Raw genomic sequence first — 17,584 nt, forward strand, 5'->3', positions numbered from 1 at the left:
TGTTCAATTATTGACATTAATAGAATCAATTAGAAGATATGACTTTTGTCAGTTGACCATTTCCGAGTAAAGTGTTATATTTAACACATAAATATTTTTATAATGTCAGATAACAAAGTTATATTAAATTACGACGGGAAAAGTTTCGAGTATCCGATCGTAGATAGTACTATCGGAGACAGAGGAATTGATATTTCCAAACTGAGAGACCAAACGGGATTGATCACTTTGGATCTTGGTTACAAAAACACAGGTGCTACCATTAGTGAAATTACTTACCTAGACGGTGATAAAGGGGAATTATTATACAGAGGTTATCCTATCGAGCAGATCGCTGAGAAATCTAATTTTACGGAAGTAATGTATCTTTTGCTTCACGGAGAATTACCAAAGGCAGAGCAGTTCAACAGTTTCGAAAACAACATCAAGAAATATAATTTTGTTGCAGATGAGCTTAAAAAACTAATTGATGTTTTCCCTCGTTCTGCACATCCAATGGGTGTTTTGTCTTCTTTAACTTCCGCATTGACGGCTTTTAATCCAAAGGCGGTAGATGTAAAGTCTAAAGAAGAATTGGATTTCGCATCAGAATTAATGATTGCAAAATTCTCTCATCTTTGTGCCTGGACCTACAGAAAAACACAAGGTTTACCAATTAACCACGGTGACAACAGCCTTAATTATGTAGAGAACTTCTACAAAATGGCTTTCAAACTTCCAAATCAGGAATTTGTGATGGATCCGGTTGTGGTTGCAGCTTTGGACAAATTATTGATCCTTCACGCCGATCACGAGCAAAACTGTTCTACTTCTACAGTGAGAATGGTTGGTTCTGCTCACACAGGCCTTTTCGCTTCTATCTCTTCTGGAGTTTCTGCACTTTGGGGTCCACTTCACGGTGGTGCAAACCAGGCAGTTATCGAGATGCTTGAGTTGATCGAGAAAGATGGTGGAGACGTGAACAAATGGGTTGAGAAAGCTAAAGATAAAAATGACAGTTTCCGTTTGATGGGCTTTGGTCACAGAGTTTACAAAAACTTCGATCCAAGAGCGAAGATCATCAAAAAAGCGGCAGACGATATCTTAGGAAAACTAGGAATCCAAGATAAAGCACTTGATATTGCAATGCAGTTGGAAAAAGTAGCGTTGGAAGACGAGTACTTCATCGAAAGAAAATTATATCCAAACGTAGATTTCTACTCAGGAATCATCTACAGAGCTTTGGGAATCCCTACAGAAATGTTCACCGTAATGTTCGCATTAGGAAGATTGCCAGGATGGATCGCTCAGTGGAGAGAAATGAGATTGAAAGGTGATCCGATCGGAAGACCAAGACAGATCTACCAAGGTGCTACAGAAAGAGATTATCTTGACATCAAAAGCAGATAATATCTTTTTTTTAGTAAAATTAATAATCCCTGAAACTCTGGTTTTGGGGATTTTTTTGTGGTGACAACTGATAACCGGAAAGCAAAACAATTTAATAAATCCTTAAAACAGATATTATTCCCGAATTTTCGGTTATTGCATAGCTTTAATTATATTTGCGACACTTACATTTTTATGGCAATTAACCTTAATATTAAAAACGAAACGGGAAAACTAAAGTCCGTAGTTCTGGGGCAACCAAAATCCAACGGACCAATTCCTACGCTTGCAGAAAGCTACGACGCCAAATCATACAACACGATCGAAAGCGGTATCTATCCAAAAGAGGAGGATATCGTGTTCGAAATGTCAGAATTTGAGAAAGTTCTGAAGAAATATGATGTTGAGGTTTTCCGCCCAAAGATCATCAAAGATTACAATCAGGTTTTTGCCCGCGATGTCGCGTTTGTCATCGAGGATAAAATGATCATTTCCAACATCATCCCAGACCGCGCAGATGAGCAGGAAGCTTACCGACATATTATCGACAAAGTGTCTTGGAGAAACGTGGTCAATCTGCCAGAAAAAGCGCACATCGAAGGTGGTGACGTGATTGTTTGGGACGAATTTCTTTTTATAGGAACCAGTTACAGCCCAGATTACCGAAATCTGAAAACCGCCAGAACCAACGAATACGCCATCGAAATCCTAAAAGAATATTTCCCTAAAAAAAGAATTATCGATTTGGATTTAAAGAAAAGTGACACCAAACCTTATGAAGGAATTCTGCATTTGGATTGTACCTTCAACCCGATTGGAGAAGACAAATGTGTGATTTACAAAAACGGATTTGTGGACGAAGATGATTACCAATTGGTTCTCGATATTTTTGGCGAAGAAAATTGCTTCAATGTCAATGACGAAGAGATGTTCCAAATGTTCCCGAATGTCTTCTCAATCGCGCCAGACGTTGTAGTTTCGGACAAAGCTTTCACAAGAATGAATGACCATTTCCGCAACGAATGGGGAATTACTGTAGAAGAAATTCCGTATAGAGAAATTTCCAAAATGGGCGGACTTTTGAGATGTTCGACTTTGCCTTTGGTGAGAGAATAATTTCTCAATCTCTAAGTTTCTTAATCTTTTAATTAATAAAATGCAAACCACAGATACAGTTCTAATGATAGAGCCAATCGCTTTCGGCTTCAACGAGCAAACGGCGGTCAACAATTATTTCCAAGTTCAGCAGGAAGGAAATGTGCAGGAAAAAGCCTTGCAGGAATTCCATTCTTTTGTTGAGAAACTGAGAGTGAAAGGCATCAACGTCATTACCATCAAAGATACGATTGAACCAAAAACGCCAGATTCTATTTTCCCTAATAACTGGGTGAGTTTTCACGCTGATGGAAAAGTCGTTTTGTATCCAATGTTTGCAGAAAACAGACGTTTGGAGAGACGTGAGGATATCATTAATCAAATCAAAGAACAATTTGATGTCACAGAAATCATCGATTATTCCAAGATTGAAAATGAGGACAAATATCTGGAAGGAACCGGAAGTATGATTTTCGACCACAATAGCAAGATTGCCTATGGTTCAGTTTCGTTGAGGTTGGATGAGGAACTTTTCAGGAAATTCTGTGCTGAGTTTGGATTTACGCCAGTCGTTTTTCATTCATATCAAACTGCTGGCGAAGAAAGATTGCCAATCTACCATACGAATGTTATGATGTGTGTTGCGGACAAATTTGTCGTGATTTGTCTAGATTGTATCGACGATGAAAGTGAAAGACAAAACGTCATCGATTCCATCAAAAATTCCGGGAAAGAATTGATAGAAATCTCCGAAGACCAAATGCAGAATTTCGCAGGAAATATGCTTCAAGTTCAAAACAATTCGGGAGAAAAGTTCCTGGTAATGAGCCAAAGTGCGTACAAATCTTTGAAACCGGAACAAGTTTCCGCGATTGAAAAATATTCAGAAATCATTTACTCAGATTTGGAAACCATAGAAACCAACGGTGGCGGAAGTGCCCGATGTATGTTGGCGGAGATTTTCTTGCCGAAGAAATAAAATTCAATGAAAGCTACAGATTTTTGTAGCTTTTTTATTTTTCTATTGTCAATCTTCAAAAAAAATAAGATATTGCTGTCATTATTTAGCACAAATGGAATTAGAAACTTATAGCGAAGGTTTACACATCTTATTAACGTTAAAAGTAAGCGAGGCGAATCTATTATTAGACTACGATTCTTTCATCAAAAGGGTAAAGGAAATTTTATCGGAAAATGAAACAGAAGTGGTTGGTGAAACGCATCACATCTTCTCAAACGGCAGTTTCACGTCGGCTGTCATTCTCAAAGAATCTCATTTGTGCATCCATACTTGGCCAGAATTTTCACAACTGACTTTCGATATTTTGTTGTGTAATTATTTTGGCGATAATTCTCACAAGACCGAAACGATTGCAAAAGCCGTGACCGACTATTTCTCGGGACAAATCATCAAAGAACACAAAATCCGAAGATGATGATTTACACCTGTCCAAGCTGCAAAAAAGAAAATACCTTAGACCTCGATTTCACTGTTGAGAGCTACATCTGTAAGTCTTGCTCGATGTTGAGTGAGCAAGGGAAAATCATCAAAAATGTCAAAAAGCCAACTGAAAATGTGGTTTTGGAAGTTGGTCAAAAAGGGAAATTAGATGGAACGGAATATACTGTTGTTGCCATTGTGGTCAAGAAATATGGCAATTCTGTTTTCTGGCGCGAGTATCACCTTAAAGATAAAAACCTGAATACTGCATTCCTAAGTGAGAGCAGCGGCCATTGGGTGGTAATGTTTCCAAAGGAAATGCCTAAAAAAGAATTCAAATTCCACGCAGAGTTTGAAGGTAGAAAATACCGCTGGTACGAATCTACGCCCAATAACATTGACTCGGCGACTGGTTTTTTCGAAGATAAACTTAAGTTCAGCTTAGCGACTTACAAGGAGTTTGTCAACGGAACCGAGATGGTTTCTATAGAATCCGTGGGAAATGAAAAGAATTTTTTTTGGGGAAAACACATTTCTAAAGACGAAATCAGGAGACAGTTCAAACCGCATTATATGCCCAATTACACAGGCATTGGGATTGTTCAGCCTTACTATTTGAATCCAAGACAACTGTTGAATGTCTTTGTCGTTGTGGCATTGATCATCAGTTTGTTTCAATTTTACAATACGGTTTCTAGAAGCAATTATGAAGTTTTTAATGATAACATCAGATTCGATTCTGTCCGAAGCAAAGAATTGATTTCAAAATCATTCGTGCTGAATGGCGCGTCGGCTCCGCTTAATGTCAAATTGTCCTCCAACGTCGATAATTCTTGGGCGAATATTGAGCTGAGTTTGATTAATGAAAATTCCAACGAAATCGAATACACATCCCAAGACATCGAGCAATATCACGGCTACGAAAGTGGCGAAAGCTGGTCGGAAGGTGGAAAGGAAAAGGAATTCAATTTCTGTGGTGTGGCGCCCGGAAAATATCATTTTTCAATCAGCGCCCAAAAACAAGGCTTTGAACAACCAGCAGGAGAAACATTCTATGCGCCAGATGGCAAAAAAACCTTCTCTTACACAGGCGATGGCTTTGTAGATGTCATCCTTCCATCGGGCGAAAAAACAGCGGTGAATCTCGAAAATCTTCAACAAAATGATTCAACGACGTACGCAGAATTGGAACAGGCGAAGGCTTTCAAACTGAAAAATCCAAATTTCTCAACAAACATTCCAGACACGGATTCTGCCAATCCCAATTTCGCCATTCAGGCATTTTGGAAACCTGTGAGTTTCTGGAATTACTTTATCATTCTGGGAATTATGGCTTTGCTAGTTGGACTCAACTATTGGGGAAAATATCTTTTTGACAAATCAAAGTGGGAAAACAGCAACTACTCTCCTTTTAACGAATACGGAAACTGATGGAAAAAGCCTTACACTACTTAAAGAAGAATCTACTGCTGGTTTTACTCGGAACATTTTTTCTGGGCGGATTTCTGTATCTCACTTACTCAGGAAATCAATTGTGCGATTGTGCAACGACAGAAAAATACAAAGACGGCGCTTCCAGAGGCAGATCACACGGAGCATCATTCTACAGATTTTATCATAAATAAATTCAAATCTTAAAACATAAAATATGGATCATTTCAATTATTTGCCCATTCTCAATTCAATATTATATTCATTTCTTGGCGTTGCAATCCTTCTGGTCTGCTACGTCATCATCGAAAAACTGACACCCGAAAAAACGTGGCATGAGATTTCAAAAAACAACAATACGGCATTAGCAATTATTCTGGGCGCGTTCATTATCGGGATTTCAATTATCATCAGTGCAGCGATTCATGGATAAAAAACGGATTTCGTTTGAACTGCTTTTGCTCTTTTCGGTATTTGTGATTGCAACTTGCGGCCTGATTTACGAATTGGTTGCAGGCGCATTGGCAAGTTATCTTTTGGGAGATTCTGTAAAGCAGTTTTCCTTCATCATCGGCGTTTATCTTTTTTCGATGGGCGTCGGCTCTTACTTGGCAAAATTCATCCACAAAAACCTGCTGAATGTCTTTGTAGAGATAGAAATTCTCGTCGGTTTGGTTGGCGGCATCAGTTCGGTTGTCCTTTTTATCTTGTTCAACACGCTTCACCATTTTGAGCCGGTTTTATATCTTTTCGTATTTCTCACAGGCTGTTTGGTTGGTTTGGAAATTCCTTTATTAATGAATATTCTGAAGGACAAAGTGGCGTTCAAAGATTTGGTTTCCAACGTTTTTGCGTTCGATTATATTGGCGCTTTATTAGCTTCGATTCTTTTCCCTCTGGTTCTGATTCCCAATCTGGGGATTGTCCGCACGCCTTTATTTTTTGGTTTGATTAATATTTCCATCGCCATTTTCCTTGCCTTCTATCTTGAAAAAGAACTCAAAAATCCAATTTTTCTTAAAATCAGAGCTATTTTTTTATTTGCAGTTTTAGTTATACTTTTTATTTTTTCTGATAAAATATTAGCCTTTTCTGAGGAGAAAATGTACGGCGAAAATATTGTTTATGCCAACAATTCACCTTACCAAAGAATTGTATTGACGAGGAATAACAAGGATTTCCGCCTTTATCTAAATAACAATCTTCAATTCTCTTCCGCCGACGAATACCGCTATCACGAAGCTTTGGTACATCCCGCAATGTCGACGGCAAAGCATATTTCAAATGTTCTGGTTTTAGGCGGCGGCGACGGTTTTGCAGTCCGTGAAATTCTAAAATATAAAGAGGTAAAACATATCACATTAGTAGATTTGGACGGCGAAATGACCAATTTTTTCCGTGACAATGAAACGATGAAACAACTCAATCACAGCTCACTTTCCAACCCGAAACTTAAAGTCATTAATAAAGACGCGTACATTTGGGTTAAGGAAAACCGCCAGAAATATGACGTTGTGATCATCGATTTTCCTGATCCTTCCAACTACAGTCTAGGGAAATTATACTCTGTTCAGTTTTACAAAGAACTGGAAAGAATTACAACGCCTGACACCAAAATTGTAGTTCAGACGACTTCGCCATATTTTGCTCCGAAATCATTTTGGTGCATCGACAAAACCATTAATCAGATTTTCCCTTTCACAACAGCTTATCACACTTACGTTCCAAGTTTTGGTGAATGGGGATTTTGCCTCGCTTCATTTCAACCGGTTGACAATAAAATCATCAGAAGACTTCCGAATCTGAAATATTACGATTATAATTTCCGGCAAATGTCTCATTTTGACAAGGATATGAAAGCCGAAAATCTGGAAGTTAACCGTCTGGACAATCAGGTTTTGGTCAGATATTTTGATGAAGAATGGGGAAAAGTTCAGTAATTTAAATCTTTGAAGTGTCTCATAAATCAAGCAATATTTCCCGAAAATCTTTTCTCACAACTTTATTTTGGGCCGGCGCAATGTTGCCATTTTTACAGTATTGCAAACAGAAAACGAAATCGATTTTACTGAAAATTACCGGAACCAATTATGTTTTGGGACACCAACTTTGGGCAAAGGATTTCCCGAAACCGTCAGAAGAAATCAAAACTAAATTTCTAATCGTCGGAAGTGGGATTTCGGGACTTTCGGCTTGTCGTCATTTGAAAAAAAATAATGAAAGTGATTTTCTTTTAATCGAAATGGAAAATCATTTGGGAGGAAACGCTTCCAATGGCGAAAACAAATTCTCAAAATTTCCACTTGGCGCACATTACCTTCCGATTCCAAACAAAGAAGATCTGGAATTAATCGATTTCCTGAAAGACTGCAAAATCTATCTTGGTGACGATCAAAACGGATTGCCAATTTTGGATGATGAACAATTGACTTTCCCGAAAGAAGAACGTCTTTTTTTTAAAAATGAATGGCAAAATGATCTTGTACCGCAAAACGGAATTTCAAATTCAGTAAAACAAGAAATCGCCCGTTTTTTCAAATTAATGGAAGAATTTCGGATCAAAAAAGATGATTCAGGGAAATATTGGTTTGATATTCCACTGGCAAATTCCAGCAAAGAGATTGAAGCTCTAAATCTGGATAAAATCACTTTTGAAAGTTGGTTGAAGTCTAATAATTTCAAATCTGAAGAACTACTTTGGCTACTCGATTATTCGTGCAAGGATGATTACGGTTTGGGATTAAAATATGTTTCTGCGTGGGCAGGAATCCATTATTTTGCCGGAAGGAAAAACAATTGGGCAACTAACCGCAACGATCAGGTTTTCACCTGGCCGGAAGGAAATGCACGGTTAGCAAAACATCTTTCGAATATTGTTGATGATCAGTATTTATCAAAACATTTGGTTTACGATGTTAATTGGGAACAGGAAAATGTGGAGGTTTTAGTTTTTGATAATGAGTCGAAAACTTCAAAAAAAATCATTGCAGAAAAAGTCCTTTTTGCGACGCCACAATTTGTGAATCAGCATATTTTTAAAGACAGAAAATTTAAAAATTTCAATTATGTTCCCTGGCTTCTTGCAACTTTGACTTTGAAAAATGAATTTGGTGGCGGCGAAGAACTGGCTTGGGACAATGTGATTTTCGGAGCGGAAGGTTTAGGTTATATTAATGATCAGCATCAAAATCTAAATCAGATTGTAGGCGAAAAAGTCATCACCTACTACAGAAGTTTTTCGACAGATGAATGTAAAAAAGCAAGAAAAAAATTATACTATCTGAAAGAAGAAGAACTTAAAAAACTGGTTTTGGATGATTTGAAAATCGCACATCCTGAGATTGAAGATTTTATTTTAGATATTCAGTTTCATAAGTTGGGACACGGGATGATTTCGCCTGTTCCAGATTTTATTTTTGGAAAAGAAAGAGAATTGGCGCAGCAAAATATTGACGGGAAAATATTCTTTGCTCACACCGATTTGTCCGGAATTTCTATCTTCGAAGAAGCTTTTCACCAGGGCATCAATGCTGCAAAACAAATGATTAAACCATGAAGCAACCTTGGATTCATAACGGTAAATTGGACAGCATTTTCATTCTGTCACCTCCGTTTTTGGTGTTGATGACTGTTTTATTTTTTCAGAAATCATTAGTTAAAATTGAAGATCATTATTCGTTTTACACTTGGCTTTTTCTGATTGTTTTTGTAGACGTTGCACACGTTTATTCTACACTTTTCAAAACGTATTTTGTAAGGTCAGAATTCAGCAAAAGGAAAAAACTGTACTTAGGAATTCCTTTCATCAGTTTAATTATTGGTATTCTGTTTTATCAATTAGGTAGTTTAATCTTTTGGTCTTCTCTGGCTCTGGTTGCCGTTTTCCACTTCATTCGCCAGCAATATGGTTTTATGAGACTGTATTCGCGGTTCGAATCAAATAACATTTCGAAAAAGATTGACACATTAGCGATTTACTCAGCAACTATTTTTCCGATGATTTATTGGACTCAGACGCCCAGGAAGTTTGATTGGTTCATTAATGGCGAATTCACCTGGATTCCGAAGGTTCCACTTCTTTTGGAAGTGTCTCAAATCATTTATATTTTAATTTTAGTAGTTTATATTCTCAAAACTTTCATTGATTTTCTGAAAACTAAACAATTTAATATTCCTAAAAATGCAATTATAATTGGAACGTATTTGTCCTGGTATTTTGGAATTATTTACTTTGATAACGATTTGATTTTCACTTTTCTAAACGTCGTTTCACACGGCATTCCGTACATTGCGTTGATTTATTTGAATGAAATTAAAGGAAAAGCTAATACAGAACTGAAATGGCGTTCTGCCTTCAAAACAGGATTTGGAGTGTTGTTATTTATTTTGGTAATTGTAGGATTTGCATTTTTCGAAGAATTGTCATGGGAAAAATTGGTTTGGAAAGAACATTTTGGATCTGACATTCAAATCGAAAATTGGCATTTTTTACTGGTTCCGCTGCTTACCGTTCCACAGCTGACGCATTATTTATTAGATGGATTTATCTGGAAATCTGCCAAGAAATAAAAAAGCCTGACTCAAATTTGAATCAGGCTTTCAATCAATTATTCTTTTATAATTTTTTGTGTTATTACTTCTTTGGCTGTTTTAATTTTGAGATAATAAACGCCGTTTGTTGAATGGATGGTCATTTTGACATTCTTAGATTTAGCATCATAAATCTGTTTCTGAACTATTCTTCCCGTCGCATCATAAACCTCAACATTTGATATAAAATCGTTTGCTGCAAGGTTGATTTCTCCTTTTGTAGGAATTGGATAGACTTTCAACTTTTCTGTTTTACTGTCATTCGTGCCTAAAGTCGGCGTTTCATCTGCTTCACTATGATTATAAATCAAGCCGGCAGAGCAAATTACCACAGCATTCACATCCATAGACTGGCGCACAAGTCCGTTGCTGGAGTAAACCAATACCTTGATGTAATATTTGCCTGGCGGCAACGCATAATTATCAACTTTCGGACTTCTGCTGTTGAGCCAGCCTTTTGCTCCATCGTCTAGAAATTGGGTTTTTGTAATCTCAGTTTCATCTTCGCTTCCGTCCGGATTCACTTTCACGAGGTAAGTCCAGTTTCTTGTAAATGAGAGCGATCTCAGATTTAATTTGGCATCTGTTGCATTTTCAGGAATCGTGAAGGCAATACTTTTATAAGTTGAATAACCTTCCGAAGTGTTCAGTGTAATCCACTGGCTGGTACTTCCGTCTCCGATATCTGCAGAACTCCAGCCGTTGTAAGTGTGTCTTACCTTTGGTGTAATCTTGACACCGTTGATATCATAGCCTTTCCAGTCATCATCTTCAGAATCTATGGCTATTAAATTGCCATTGCTGTCTTTTCCTGTTGATAGGTTTGCCTTATGATCTCCAATTCGGAAAGAAATAGTTTGTGAAGCAGCATTATTATTAACATCATAAACCGTCAGTTTGGCCGTGTAAGAACCCGCAGCAGAATAATTAACTACCGGTTTTGCTGTGGTTAAGGAAGAAACGGATGGATTTCCTGAAAATTCCCACAAATAACTTGTGATATTTCCCGTACTAAAACTAGCATCAAAATTTACAGGATAATTACCGGATGTAAAATTGCCCGCAGAATAATTGATCTTGGCTGCCAACACAGAATTCTGATCCTGAATTGTAGTCACATAATCATTGGTCTCGACAGGGAAATTATAATCGAAATAGATATTTGCTTTGTTGTTTACCTGATCGCCTTCCTGCAGATTTGTCACAGATTTCATTTTGAGGAGAACGTTGCCGTGACCACCGCTTTTCAGTTTAATTTTTTTGAAAAAGAACTCGACTTGATTGCCAGTGACTACCGTTGTAACATCTGCCGATGCGTTTTGCAGCTGAAGCGTATTGATGTCAAATTCTGCAGGATCAATATCCATTTTCACCACAATATTTTCCGCTTCTGCTGTTCCCACATTTTCGAAATTGACCACGTAATGCAGATATTTCCCTACCGCAACCGAAGGAATTGTCTCACCTTCCATACAAACAATATCATTAGGATCAAAAGAATTAACCACCGTATGATTGAATGCGAAATGATTGTCTTCCGGTGTCAAATCTACATTGCTTGGGGTAATTTGCGCGTAGAAAGCCAGGACATCACCAGAATTTACGGGATTTGTAGGATTTGTAGGTGTATTGATTACAAATGTAATTTCTGCAGCGTCATTCTCATAAGGTTTCAGATGGGTGTAATCAAATTCCAGAGAGCCATTGCTGAAAGCAGCATAAGGCAGCGAACTTTCCTTAAAAATCATCTTGTTAGAATCGAAATTCAAAATCACTTTTCCGGAAAGCGCCGTGTTTCCTTTGTTTCTCCAAACCAATTTGTACGTTGCGTCAAATCCTGGTCTTGCGCCTGTAAGCGGAGCAATTACGACTTCTGCATCATTCTGATTTCCATTGGCTGTGACGCAGATGTTTTGAGTAAAAGTATTGTTGTTCGCATCCGCAAAACCTGTCGAGAAACTAGCCGGCGAAACATTGAATAATGTGGGATTTTCTGCCTGAGCTGTTACTGTAAAGTTTCCTTCCTGTGTGAAAAATTCATATTCACCATTGTTTTGGACAAAGGTTTCTCCAGAAGTTATGCCGTCGTCTATTTTTAATTTTAAATATTCGAAGGCGTTGTCTGAAGAGTCGCAGCCGTTGCCATTGCTGTCATATTTTGCGGTGCCGGTGATGGTATTGTAGTTTCCGCCGGGCGTGAAGCTGCAATAGCTGTTGATGTTGACATCATTCAGACCCAAGTAATTTGCGTAAGCCTTTAAGTAAGGAATTTCATCTTCATCAGCACAGATATATTTTAATTTGGGTGTCTGTCCAAAGACATCTTCGGAAGCAATTGGTCCAAATTCTCCGAAACTTTCAACGCCATTTTTTATAAACAATGAATTGAGTTGAGGATTACCACTTACGACAAAACGTTTAAGCTTAGGATTACTTTCTATATTTAATGTGGTTAATTGATTGAAACCGCAATATAACTCTTCAAGATCAATAAAATTTTCTACATCTAAAACTGTTAACTGATTATTTTCTAAATTTAAACTTTTAAGAGAAGTACAATTTTTAATGTTTAAGTCTTTTAGTTCATTGCGACTTGCATCAATACTTTCCAAAGCGGTACAATTCTCAAAATTAAGTTTTTCAATAATTCCACTATTTGAATAATAACTTGGTTGTACCTTATATTGCTTTAACGAAGTACAGTTTTTAAAATTTGCATCGATTAAACCCGCTTGAAAATCGATATTCAGATCGTTAAGAACGCTACAATTCTCAGCATTCAACTGATGCAAAAAGTCTGTAGAAAAATCTGGGAATGGTTGAGCAGTAGGATTGTACCCAACAAAGACGTGAAGTTTTTCTAGATTCTGCAAGCCACTTACGTCCACATCAGAGATTTTATGACTATTAATGCTAAGTTCTTTGAGAGAAACATTTTTTTTAACCGTCAAATTCTTAAGTGGTCCATAATAATTTTCGTACGGATGACTTGTGTGCACATTATAGGATAATTTTAGAACTTCAAGATTAGTTGCTGGTGTGGCGTCAAAAGACACTTCGTCATACTTATCAATAGAAATGGTTTTAAGACTTGCAACATTACTCATTTGGATTCCCATATTAATAGCCAATTCTACCGAAGTGAGCGCAGTACAATTGTTGACTTCTAGTTTTCCAGTAAATTCAGATCCGCATTTAATACTTTTAAGATTTACGCAATTGTTGGCTTTTATTCCGACTAAATTTGGATCAACGTTAGAAAAATTATTATCATTATAAAATGGAGATCCAAGATCTAACGTCATAAGACTTGGACAATTGCTCACATCCAATTTTCCGAATAATCTTGTATAGTAGGGCGCATATTCGGCTCCAAGTGACAATGAACTTAACTGGTTGCAAAAACTTAAATCAAGGCTGTGCAAACCAATGGATTTAATAGTAACTGATTTAATATTCTGATGATTACTAAGATCTAATGAAAATCTACTATCTTCTATAAAAGAAACATTCATCCCTTTTGAAAACTCCAAATTTTCCAGTATAGGAGCATCTTCTATGGCTGATAAAATATCTAAATTACCTGAGTAGTTTAATAAATCATAAACAATCAAACTCTTTAGCTGGCTTATTACAGATATATTGGTAAGTTGAGTTCCTCCATATTTCAGATTAATCAATGCAGGGCAATTATTGATTGCCAGAGTCGCCTCATAAGGAAAAACGGATATAAGACTTCTTAGATTAGTTAAGCCTGAGATGTTGAGTAATGCTGTAGGAGGACTACTTCTTTCAATATCAATTGTGGTCGCATTTTTAAAATAATTAATGCCTTCGTAATCTAAAATAGGCTCGGAATCAGGGATTTCCGGCTCTTGAAATCCTCCACCCAAATCAATCATTTTTGCTTTTATCATTAGCTCGCCAACATTCAGAGCCTCCAAAGTGCTGATTTCACCATCTCCATTCTCATCTATAGCAAAATAATTTCCGCTAAGGTTTTTTGCAATCATGTTACTGGAAGAGGAAGACAACAGAAGTGCCTTAAAATTAGCATCCGGAAAATTAATCTGCGCCTGCATTCCAAACGAAAGGAATCCTAGCAAAAGGGGTAATAGTTTTTTCATCATTTGTGTGTTTATTGATTTTTAAAATTAATGTGTTTTTATATAAAAGTAAGCTGTCATCTAGAATTTGATTCCTTCGAATTAGAATTTAAAGTTTTCCAATCATTTCCTGCAGCCGTTCTTTTTTGCGCTGGGAAACGGGAAGCTGGGAATCATCCGACATTACTACGAATCCGCCGTCTTTTTTGATGTAGGATTTCAGCTCATTCAGATTGATGAGATGCGACTGGTGAATCCTTTCAAAGCCCTGATCTTCCAATAGTTCCTCATACTCTTTCAGCGTTTTTGAAATCATCACAGCTTTGTGGTTTTTAAAATAAAACCGCGTATAGTTATCTTCACTTTCGCAGCGGATGATGTCTTTAATTTCAAAAAGATGAATTCCGTCCGAGGTAGAAAGCGCAATTTTTTTGAAGCCGTTCGGTTTTTTACGGATGTTTTCCAGCAACAGCTCGATGTGATGGTGGTCGTTATTTTGATTAATAATATTTTTAATCTTTGTAATCACGCTTTGAAGTTCTTCAGGATCAACCGGTTTCAGCAAAAAATCCAACGCACTGAAACGGAATGCCTTGATTGCAAATTTTTCGTGCGCCGTGATGAAAACCACGTGAAAACCGATCGTTCCATATTTCGCTTTCAGCTGTTCCAGAACATCAAAACCGGATCCATCGTTCATCAGAATATCCAGAAAAATAATATCCGGATTCACTTTTTTTATCAGCTCAATTCCTTTTTTCACGCTTTCTGCCTCGCCGGCAATGAGGATTTCGGGCGCGTAGAGATTAACCATCGCTTTCATGCCTTCGCGAAGATTGCTATCATCGTCTATTAGTACAGCTTTGATCATTTTTAGTTTTTTATAAAATTCAACGGTAGTTTCAGGGTTATTTTGGTTCCCAGCGTTTTGCCAATCGCATCTTTCAATTCTTCGATTTCAAGACCTACTTTCTTATTCTCGATTTTCTCCAGTGTTTCCAGCCGTTTTTTAGATATTTCCAAAGCCATCGACTTATGTGCGTTCACCGAATCTTTCTTCAGTTCTTTGGAAGATTCTATGCCTACACCGTCATCTTCAATCGTGCAAATCAACTGGTCATCTTTCTGGGAAAAATTGATTTTAATAAAACCTTTCCCTTCTTTTGGCGCTACGCCGTGGATGATCGCATTTTCTACATAAGGCTGCAAAAGCAAAGTCGGAATCGCCGTATCATCCTCAATATCAGAATCTTTATTAATTTTAAAATCAAATTTCTGATTGAATCTCAACTGTTCCAGTTCCAGATAATTTTGCAACGCTTCGATTTCTTTATCAATGGGAATGGCAGATTCTTTCGAAAATTCCAGTGTTAAACGCATTAATTTGGAAAATTTGGAAAGATATTTCATCGCATCTGCCTTTCCATTTTGCATAATGAATGAGGAAATCGCAGCCAGACAATTGAACACAAAATGAGGATTCATTTGCAGATGCAACGCTTTGTGCTCGAACTCGGCGAGTTGCTTTTGGAGTAATATTTTCTGCTGTTTTTCTTTATTTCTTTGATAGAAAAATAAGCTTCCCAGAATAACAATTAAGATCAAAAATCCCAAAATCAGTTTCAGCCGGTCTTGTTCCGCAGAGTCTCTTTTCTCAAGCTGCGATTTTTCGTATTGGAAATTGAGTTCGGTGTTTAAGCGTTTTTGTTCATTTTTAATCTTTTCCAGATTGTCTTTTTCGAGATCATAATTTTTGAGATGCAGCAAGGCTAATTGCTGATTTCCCTTTTGGTCATAGATTTCGGAAAGCAGTTTTTCGCATTTCATTCTCGTCTCGGGAAGATCTAATTCTTTTGACAGCTCCAGACTTTTGTCTGCAAATTCTAAAGATTTATCAAAATTCTTCTCTCCAAAATAAACTTCAGCCAATAAAAAAAAAGTGTCAGAAATCCCAAATTGATCTTCGATACTTTCAAAAGCTTTTTCCGCTTTCATCAAATATTCCTTCGCCTTATCTGACTGATTTTCTGAAACATAATATCTGCCTAGATTATTATAAAGTTCTCCCAAACCTCTTGGATTCGGATTGGTTTCGAAACCAATTAAACTTTCATCAAAATATTTTTTGGCTTTGATTTTATCATTTTGATTGAGATAGATTAATCCAATGTTGGAAGCACTCACTGCCACAGCGGGATTATTTTCTTCTTTCTGTTGATTAGCTTTTAGGAAATATTGAAGTGCCTTTTTTTCATCGTCGATGGAATTGTAAATCACGCCGATATTATTGCAAATCTTTGATAATTGAAGTCTGTTTCCCAACTCTTCATAGATTCTCATTGCCCGAAGATCACAATCCAAAGCTTTGGCATACCGATTCTGCTCAGAAAACGCCAATCCTTTACTTCCCAATGTTTTGGCTAAAAGTTCTTTCACATTTTTGGAATCATCATTCAAGCTCACAATTACTTTTTCTGAAAGGTTGAACTGGTCAACAGCCTGCTGATAGTTTCCTAAAATAATATTTGAAATCCCGATATTCTGATGAGCTTTTGCCTGCTGGATTTTATCATTATTTTTAAGAGAATTCTTCAAAGCAAAATTGGCAAACTTCTGCATCTCGTGAGGATCAGAAGATTGATAGGCCTCAGAAATCTGGTTCTGAAGTTTTGTAGTACTATGAATATTTTTGGTTTGTTTAAGGATCAACAGCAGCGAATCTGCTGCAGGATTCTGCGCCGAGATAGTTGCAAAAGATGCAATTAGAATAATTGAATAGAGAAGTTTCATTTGTGTTTGACTGCAAAATTAACTTATTGATTTGAAAATCAAAACTGTAAATGAGAAAATGATCGATCTGATTGAGAATTTGATTTCAGAATGAATTTTTAATTCTCTAAATTTGAAGTTCAAAACCTTTCGCAGCTTTGGAAAACAACAAGAAAATCGGACTTTTTTTCGGCTCTTTTAATCCCATACACATTGGACATTTGATTTTGGGAAATTACATTTTGGAGAATTCTGATATGGAGGAATTGTGGTTTGTCGTGAGTCCGCAAAATCCTTTTAAAGACAAAAAATCTTTGCTCAAGGATCACAACCGCCTGGATATGGTGCAACTCGCCATCAAAAATTATCCAAAAATGCGCGCTTCAAACGTCGAATTTTCCCTGCCAGTTCCGAGTTACACAATTGATACTTTAACTTATCTAGACGAAAAATATCCCAACTTTTCTTTTTCATTAATCATGGGCGAAGACAATATGGAGAGTCTTCACAAATGGAAAAACTACGAATTGCTTTTGGAGAAATATCAAATTATCGTTTATCCTAGAATTTTCGGTGAAGAGAAAAAAGATGAAGTCTTCGAGAGCCTAAGACGGACAGTTGAACAACACGAAAACATCCATCAGATCAATGCACCAATCATAGAATTGTCTGCGACGGAAATCAGAAATATGATAAAAGCTGGTAAGAACACGAGGCCAATGCTGCCACCGGAAGTTTTTGAGTATCTGGATGGAAGTAGTTTTTATAAATAATGAGTTTAGTC

Annotated in this window: 14 protein-coding genes; 11 read left to right on the forward strand and 3 right to left on the reverse strand. The window is 37.0% G+C overall.

Features of this window, described 5'->3' with window-relative positions; all coding sequences use genetic code 11:
• Positions 1-102 precede the first annotated feature (102 nt).
• The 10 genes from LUD75_RS05375 (at position 103) to LUD75_RS05420 (ending at position 9,904) form a co-directional block, all read left to right on the forward strand.
• The gene (locus LUD75_RS05375) at positions 103-1,389 is read left to right on the forward strand and encodes a citrate synthase (RefSeq protein WP_232704634.1); all 1,287 of its coding nucleotides are present in this window, start codon (positions 103-105) and stop codon (positions 1,387-1,389) included.
• 180 nt (positions 1,390-1,569) lie between these two features.
• Positions 1,570-2,484 (forward strand): arginine deiminase family protein, encoded by a 915-nt coding sequence (locus tag LUD75_RS05380; protein ID WP_232704919.1) that lies wholly within the window; start codon positions 1,570-1,572, stop codon positions 2,482-2,484.
• Positions 2,485-2,524: 40 nt separating this feature from the next.
• Positions 2,525-3,442 carry an arginine deiminase-related protein gene (locus LUD75_RS05385; protein WP_232704635.1) on the forward strand — a complete coding sequence of 306 codons (918 nt, stop codon included), beginning with the start codon at positions 2,525-2,527 and terminating at the stop codon, positions 3,440-3,442.
• 94 nt (positions 3,443-3,536) lie between these two features.
• Positions 3,537-3,899, forward strand: a complete 363-nt coding sequence (locus LUD75_RS05390) for an S-adenosylmethionine decarboxylase (protein ID WP_034963200.1) — start codon at positions 3,537-3,539, stop codon at positions 3,897-3,899.
• A complete protein-coding gene (locus LUD75_RS05395) occupies positions 3,896-5,335 on the forward strand; it encodes a DUF4178 domain-containing protein (RefSeq protein ID WP_232704636.1) in 1,440 nt (479 codons plus the stop codon). Before LUD75_RS05390 ends, LUD75_RS05395 begins: the two co-directional genes overlap by 4 nt.
• The gene (locus LUD75_RS05400; RefSeq protein ID WP_232704637.1) at positions 5,335-5,529 is read left to right on the forward strand and encodes a hypothetical protein; all 195 of its coding nucleotides are present in this window, start codon (positions 5,335-5,337) and stop codon (positions 5,527-5,529) included. Before LUD75_RS05395 ends, LUD75_RS05400 begins: the two co-directional genes overlap by 1 nt.
• 23 nt (positions 5,530-5,552) lie before the next feature.
• Positions 5,553-5,768 carry a DUF350 domain-containing protein gene (locus LUD75_RS05405; RefSeq protein ID WP_232704638.1) on the forward strand — a complete coding sequence of 72 codons (216 nt, stop codon included), beginning with the start codon at positions 5,553-5,555 and terminating at the stop codon, positions 5,766-5,768.
• The gene (locus tag LUD75_RS05410; RefSeq protein WP_232704639.1) at positions 5,749-7,275 is read left to right on the forward strand and encodes a polyamine aminopropyltransferase; all 1,527 of its coding nucleotides are present in this window, start codon (positions 5,749-5,751) and stop codon (positions 7,273-7,275) included. Before LUD75_RS05405 ends, LUD75_RS05410 begins: the two co-directional genes overlap by 20 nt.
• A gap of 14 nt (positions 7,276-7,289) precedes the next feature.
• Complete coding sequence (locus LUD75_RS05415) at positions 7,290-8,891, forward strand: NAD(P)-binding protein (RefSeq protein WP_232704640.1); 1,602 nt, start codon at positions 7,290-7,292, stop codon at positions 8,889-8,891.
• Positions 8,888-9,904 carry a hypothetical protein gene (locus LUD75_RS05420; protein ID WP_232704641.1) on the forward strand — a complete coding sequence of 339 codons (1,017 nt, stop codon included), beginning with the start codon at positions 8,888-8,890 and terminating at the stop codon, positions 9,902-9,904. The genes LUD75_RS05415 and LUD75_RS05420 overlap by 4 nt, the downstream gene beginning before the upstream one ends.
• 38 nt (positions 9,905-9,942) lie before the next feature.
• On the opposite strand, the gene LUD75_RS05425 is transcribed toward LUD75_RS05420, so the two are convergent.
• From LUD75_RS05425 to LUD75_RS05435, 3 genes are all read right to left on the reverse strand, one after another.
• Positions 9,943-14,055 (reverse strand): T9SS type A sorting domain-containing protein, encoded by a 4,113-nt coding sequence (locus tag LUD75_RS05425; RefSeq protein ID WP_232704642.1) that lies wholly within the window; start codon positions 14,053-14,055, stop codon positions 9,943-9,945.
• Between the two features lie 85 nt (positions 14,056-14,140).
• On the reverse strand, positions 14,141-14,902 hold the full coding sequence (locus LUD75_RS05430) for a LytTR family DNA-binding domain-containing protein (protein ID WP_232704643.1): 762 nt from the start codon (positions 14,900-14,902) through the stop codon (positions 14,141-14,143).
• Positions 14,903-14,904: 2 nt separating this feature from the next.
• Positions 14,905-16,821: a tetratricopeptide repeat protein gene (locus tag LUD75_RS05435; protein ID WP_232704644.1), complete on the reverse strand. Its 1,917-nt coding sequence runs from the start codon at positions 16,819-16,821 to the stop codon at positions 14,905-14,907.
• Positions 16,822-16,958: 137 nt separating this feature from the next.
• On the opposite strand from LUD75_RS05435, the gene nadD reads away from it, so the two are divergent.
• Positions 16,959-17,573: a nicotinate (nicotinamide) nucleotide adenylyltransferase gene (gene nadD / locus LUD75_RS05440; RefSeq protein ID WP_232704645.1), complete on the forward strand. Its 615-nt coding sequence runs from the start codon at positions 16,959-16,961 to the stop codon at positions 17,571-17,573.
• The last annotated feature ends 11 nt before the right edge of the window (positions 17,574-17,584 follow it).

This window comes from Epilithonimonas sp. JDS, assembly GCF_021261315.1.
In the GTDB taxonomy this organism is placed as follows: Bacteria; Bacteroidota; Bacteroidia; order Flavobacteriales; family Weeksellaceae; genus Epilithonimonas.

Bases quoted from the DNA above. Each gene is read 5' to 3' on its own strand.
- LUD75_RS05405 (WP_232704638.1), top strand. From the start codon at position 5,553: ATGGATCATTTCAATTATTTGCCCATTCTCAATTCAATATTATATTCA.
- LUD75_RS05420 (WP_232704641.1), top strand. From the start codon at position 8,888: ATGAAGCAACCTTGGATTCATAACGGTAAATTGGACAGCATTTTCATT.
- LUD75_RS05375 (WP_232704634.1), top strand. From the start codon at position 103: ATGTCAGATAACAAAGTTATATTAAATTACGACGGGAAAAGTTTCGAG.
- LUD75_RS05435 (WP_232704644.1), bottom strand. From the start codon at position 16,821: ATGAAACTTCTCTATTCAATTATTCTAATTGCATCTTTTGCAACTATC.
- LUD75_RS05425 (WP_232704642.1), bottom strand. From the start codon at position 14,055: ATGATGAAAAAACTATTACCCCTTTTGCTAGGATTCCTTTCGTTTGGA.
- LUD75_RS05390 (WP_034963200.1), top strand. From the start codon at position 3,537: ATGGAATTAGAAACTTATAGCGAAGGTTTACACATCTTATTAACGTTA.
- LUD75_RS05400 (WP_232704637.1), top strand. From the start codon at position 5,335: ATGGAAAAAGCCTTACACTACTTAAAGAAGAATCTACTGCTGGTTTTA.
- LUD75_RS05395 (WP_232704636.1), top strand. From the start codon at position 3,896: ATGATGATTTACACCTGTCCAAGCTGCAAAAAAGAAAATACCTTAGAC.
- LUD75_RS05430 (WP_232704643.1), bottom strand. From the start codon at position 14,902: ATGATCAAAGCTGTACTAATAGACGATGATAGCAATCTTCGCGAAGGC.
- LUD75_RS05385 (WP_232704635.1), top strand. From the start codon at position 2,525: ATGCAAACCACAGATACAGTTCTAATGATAGAGCCAATCGCTTTCGGC.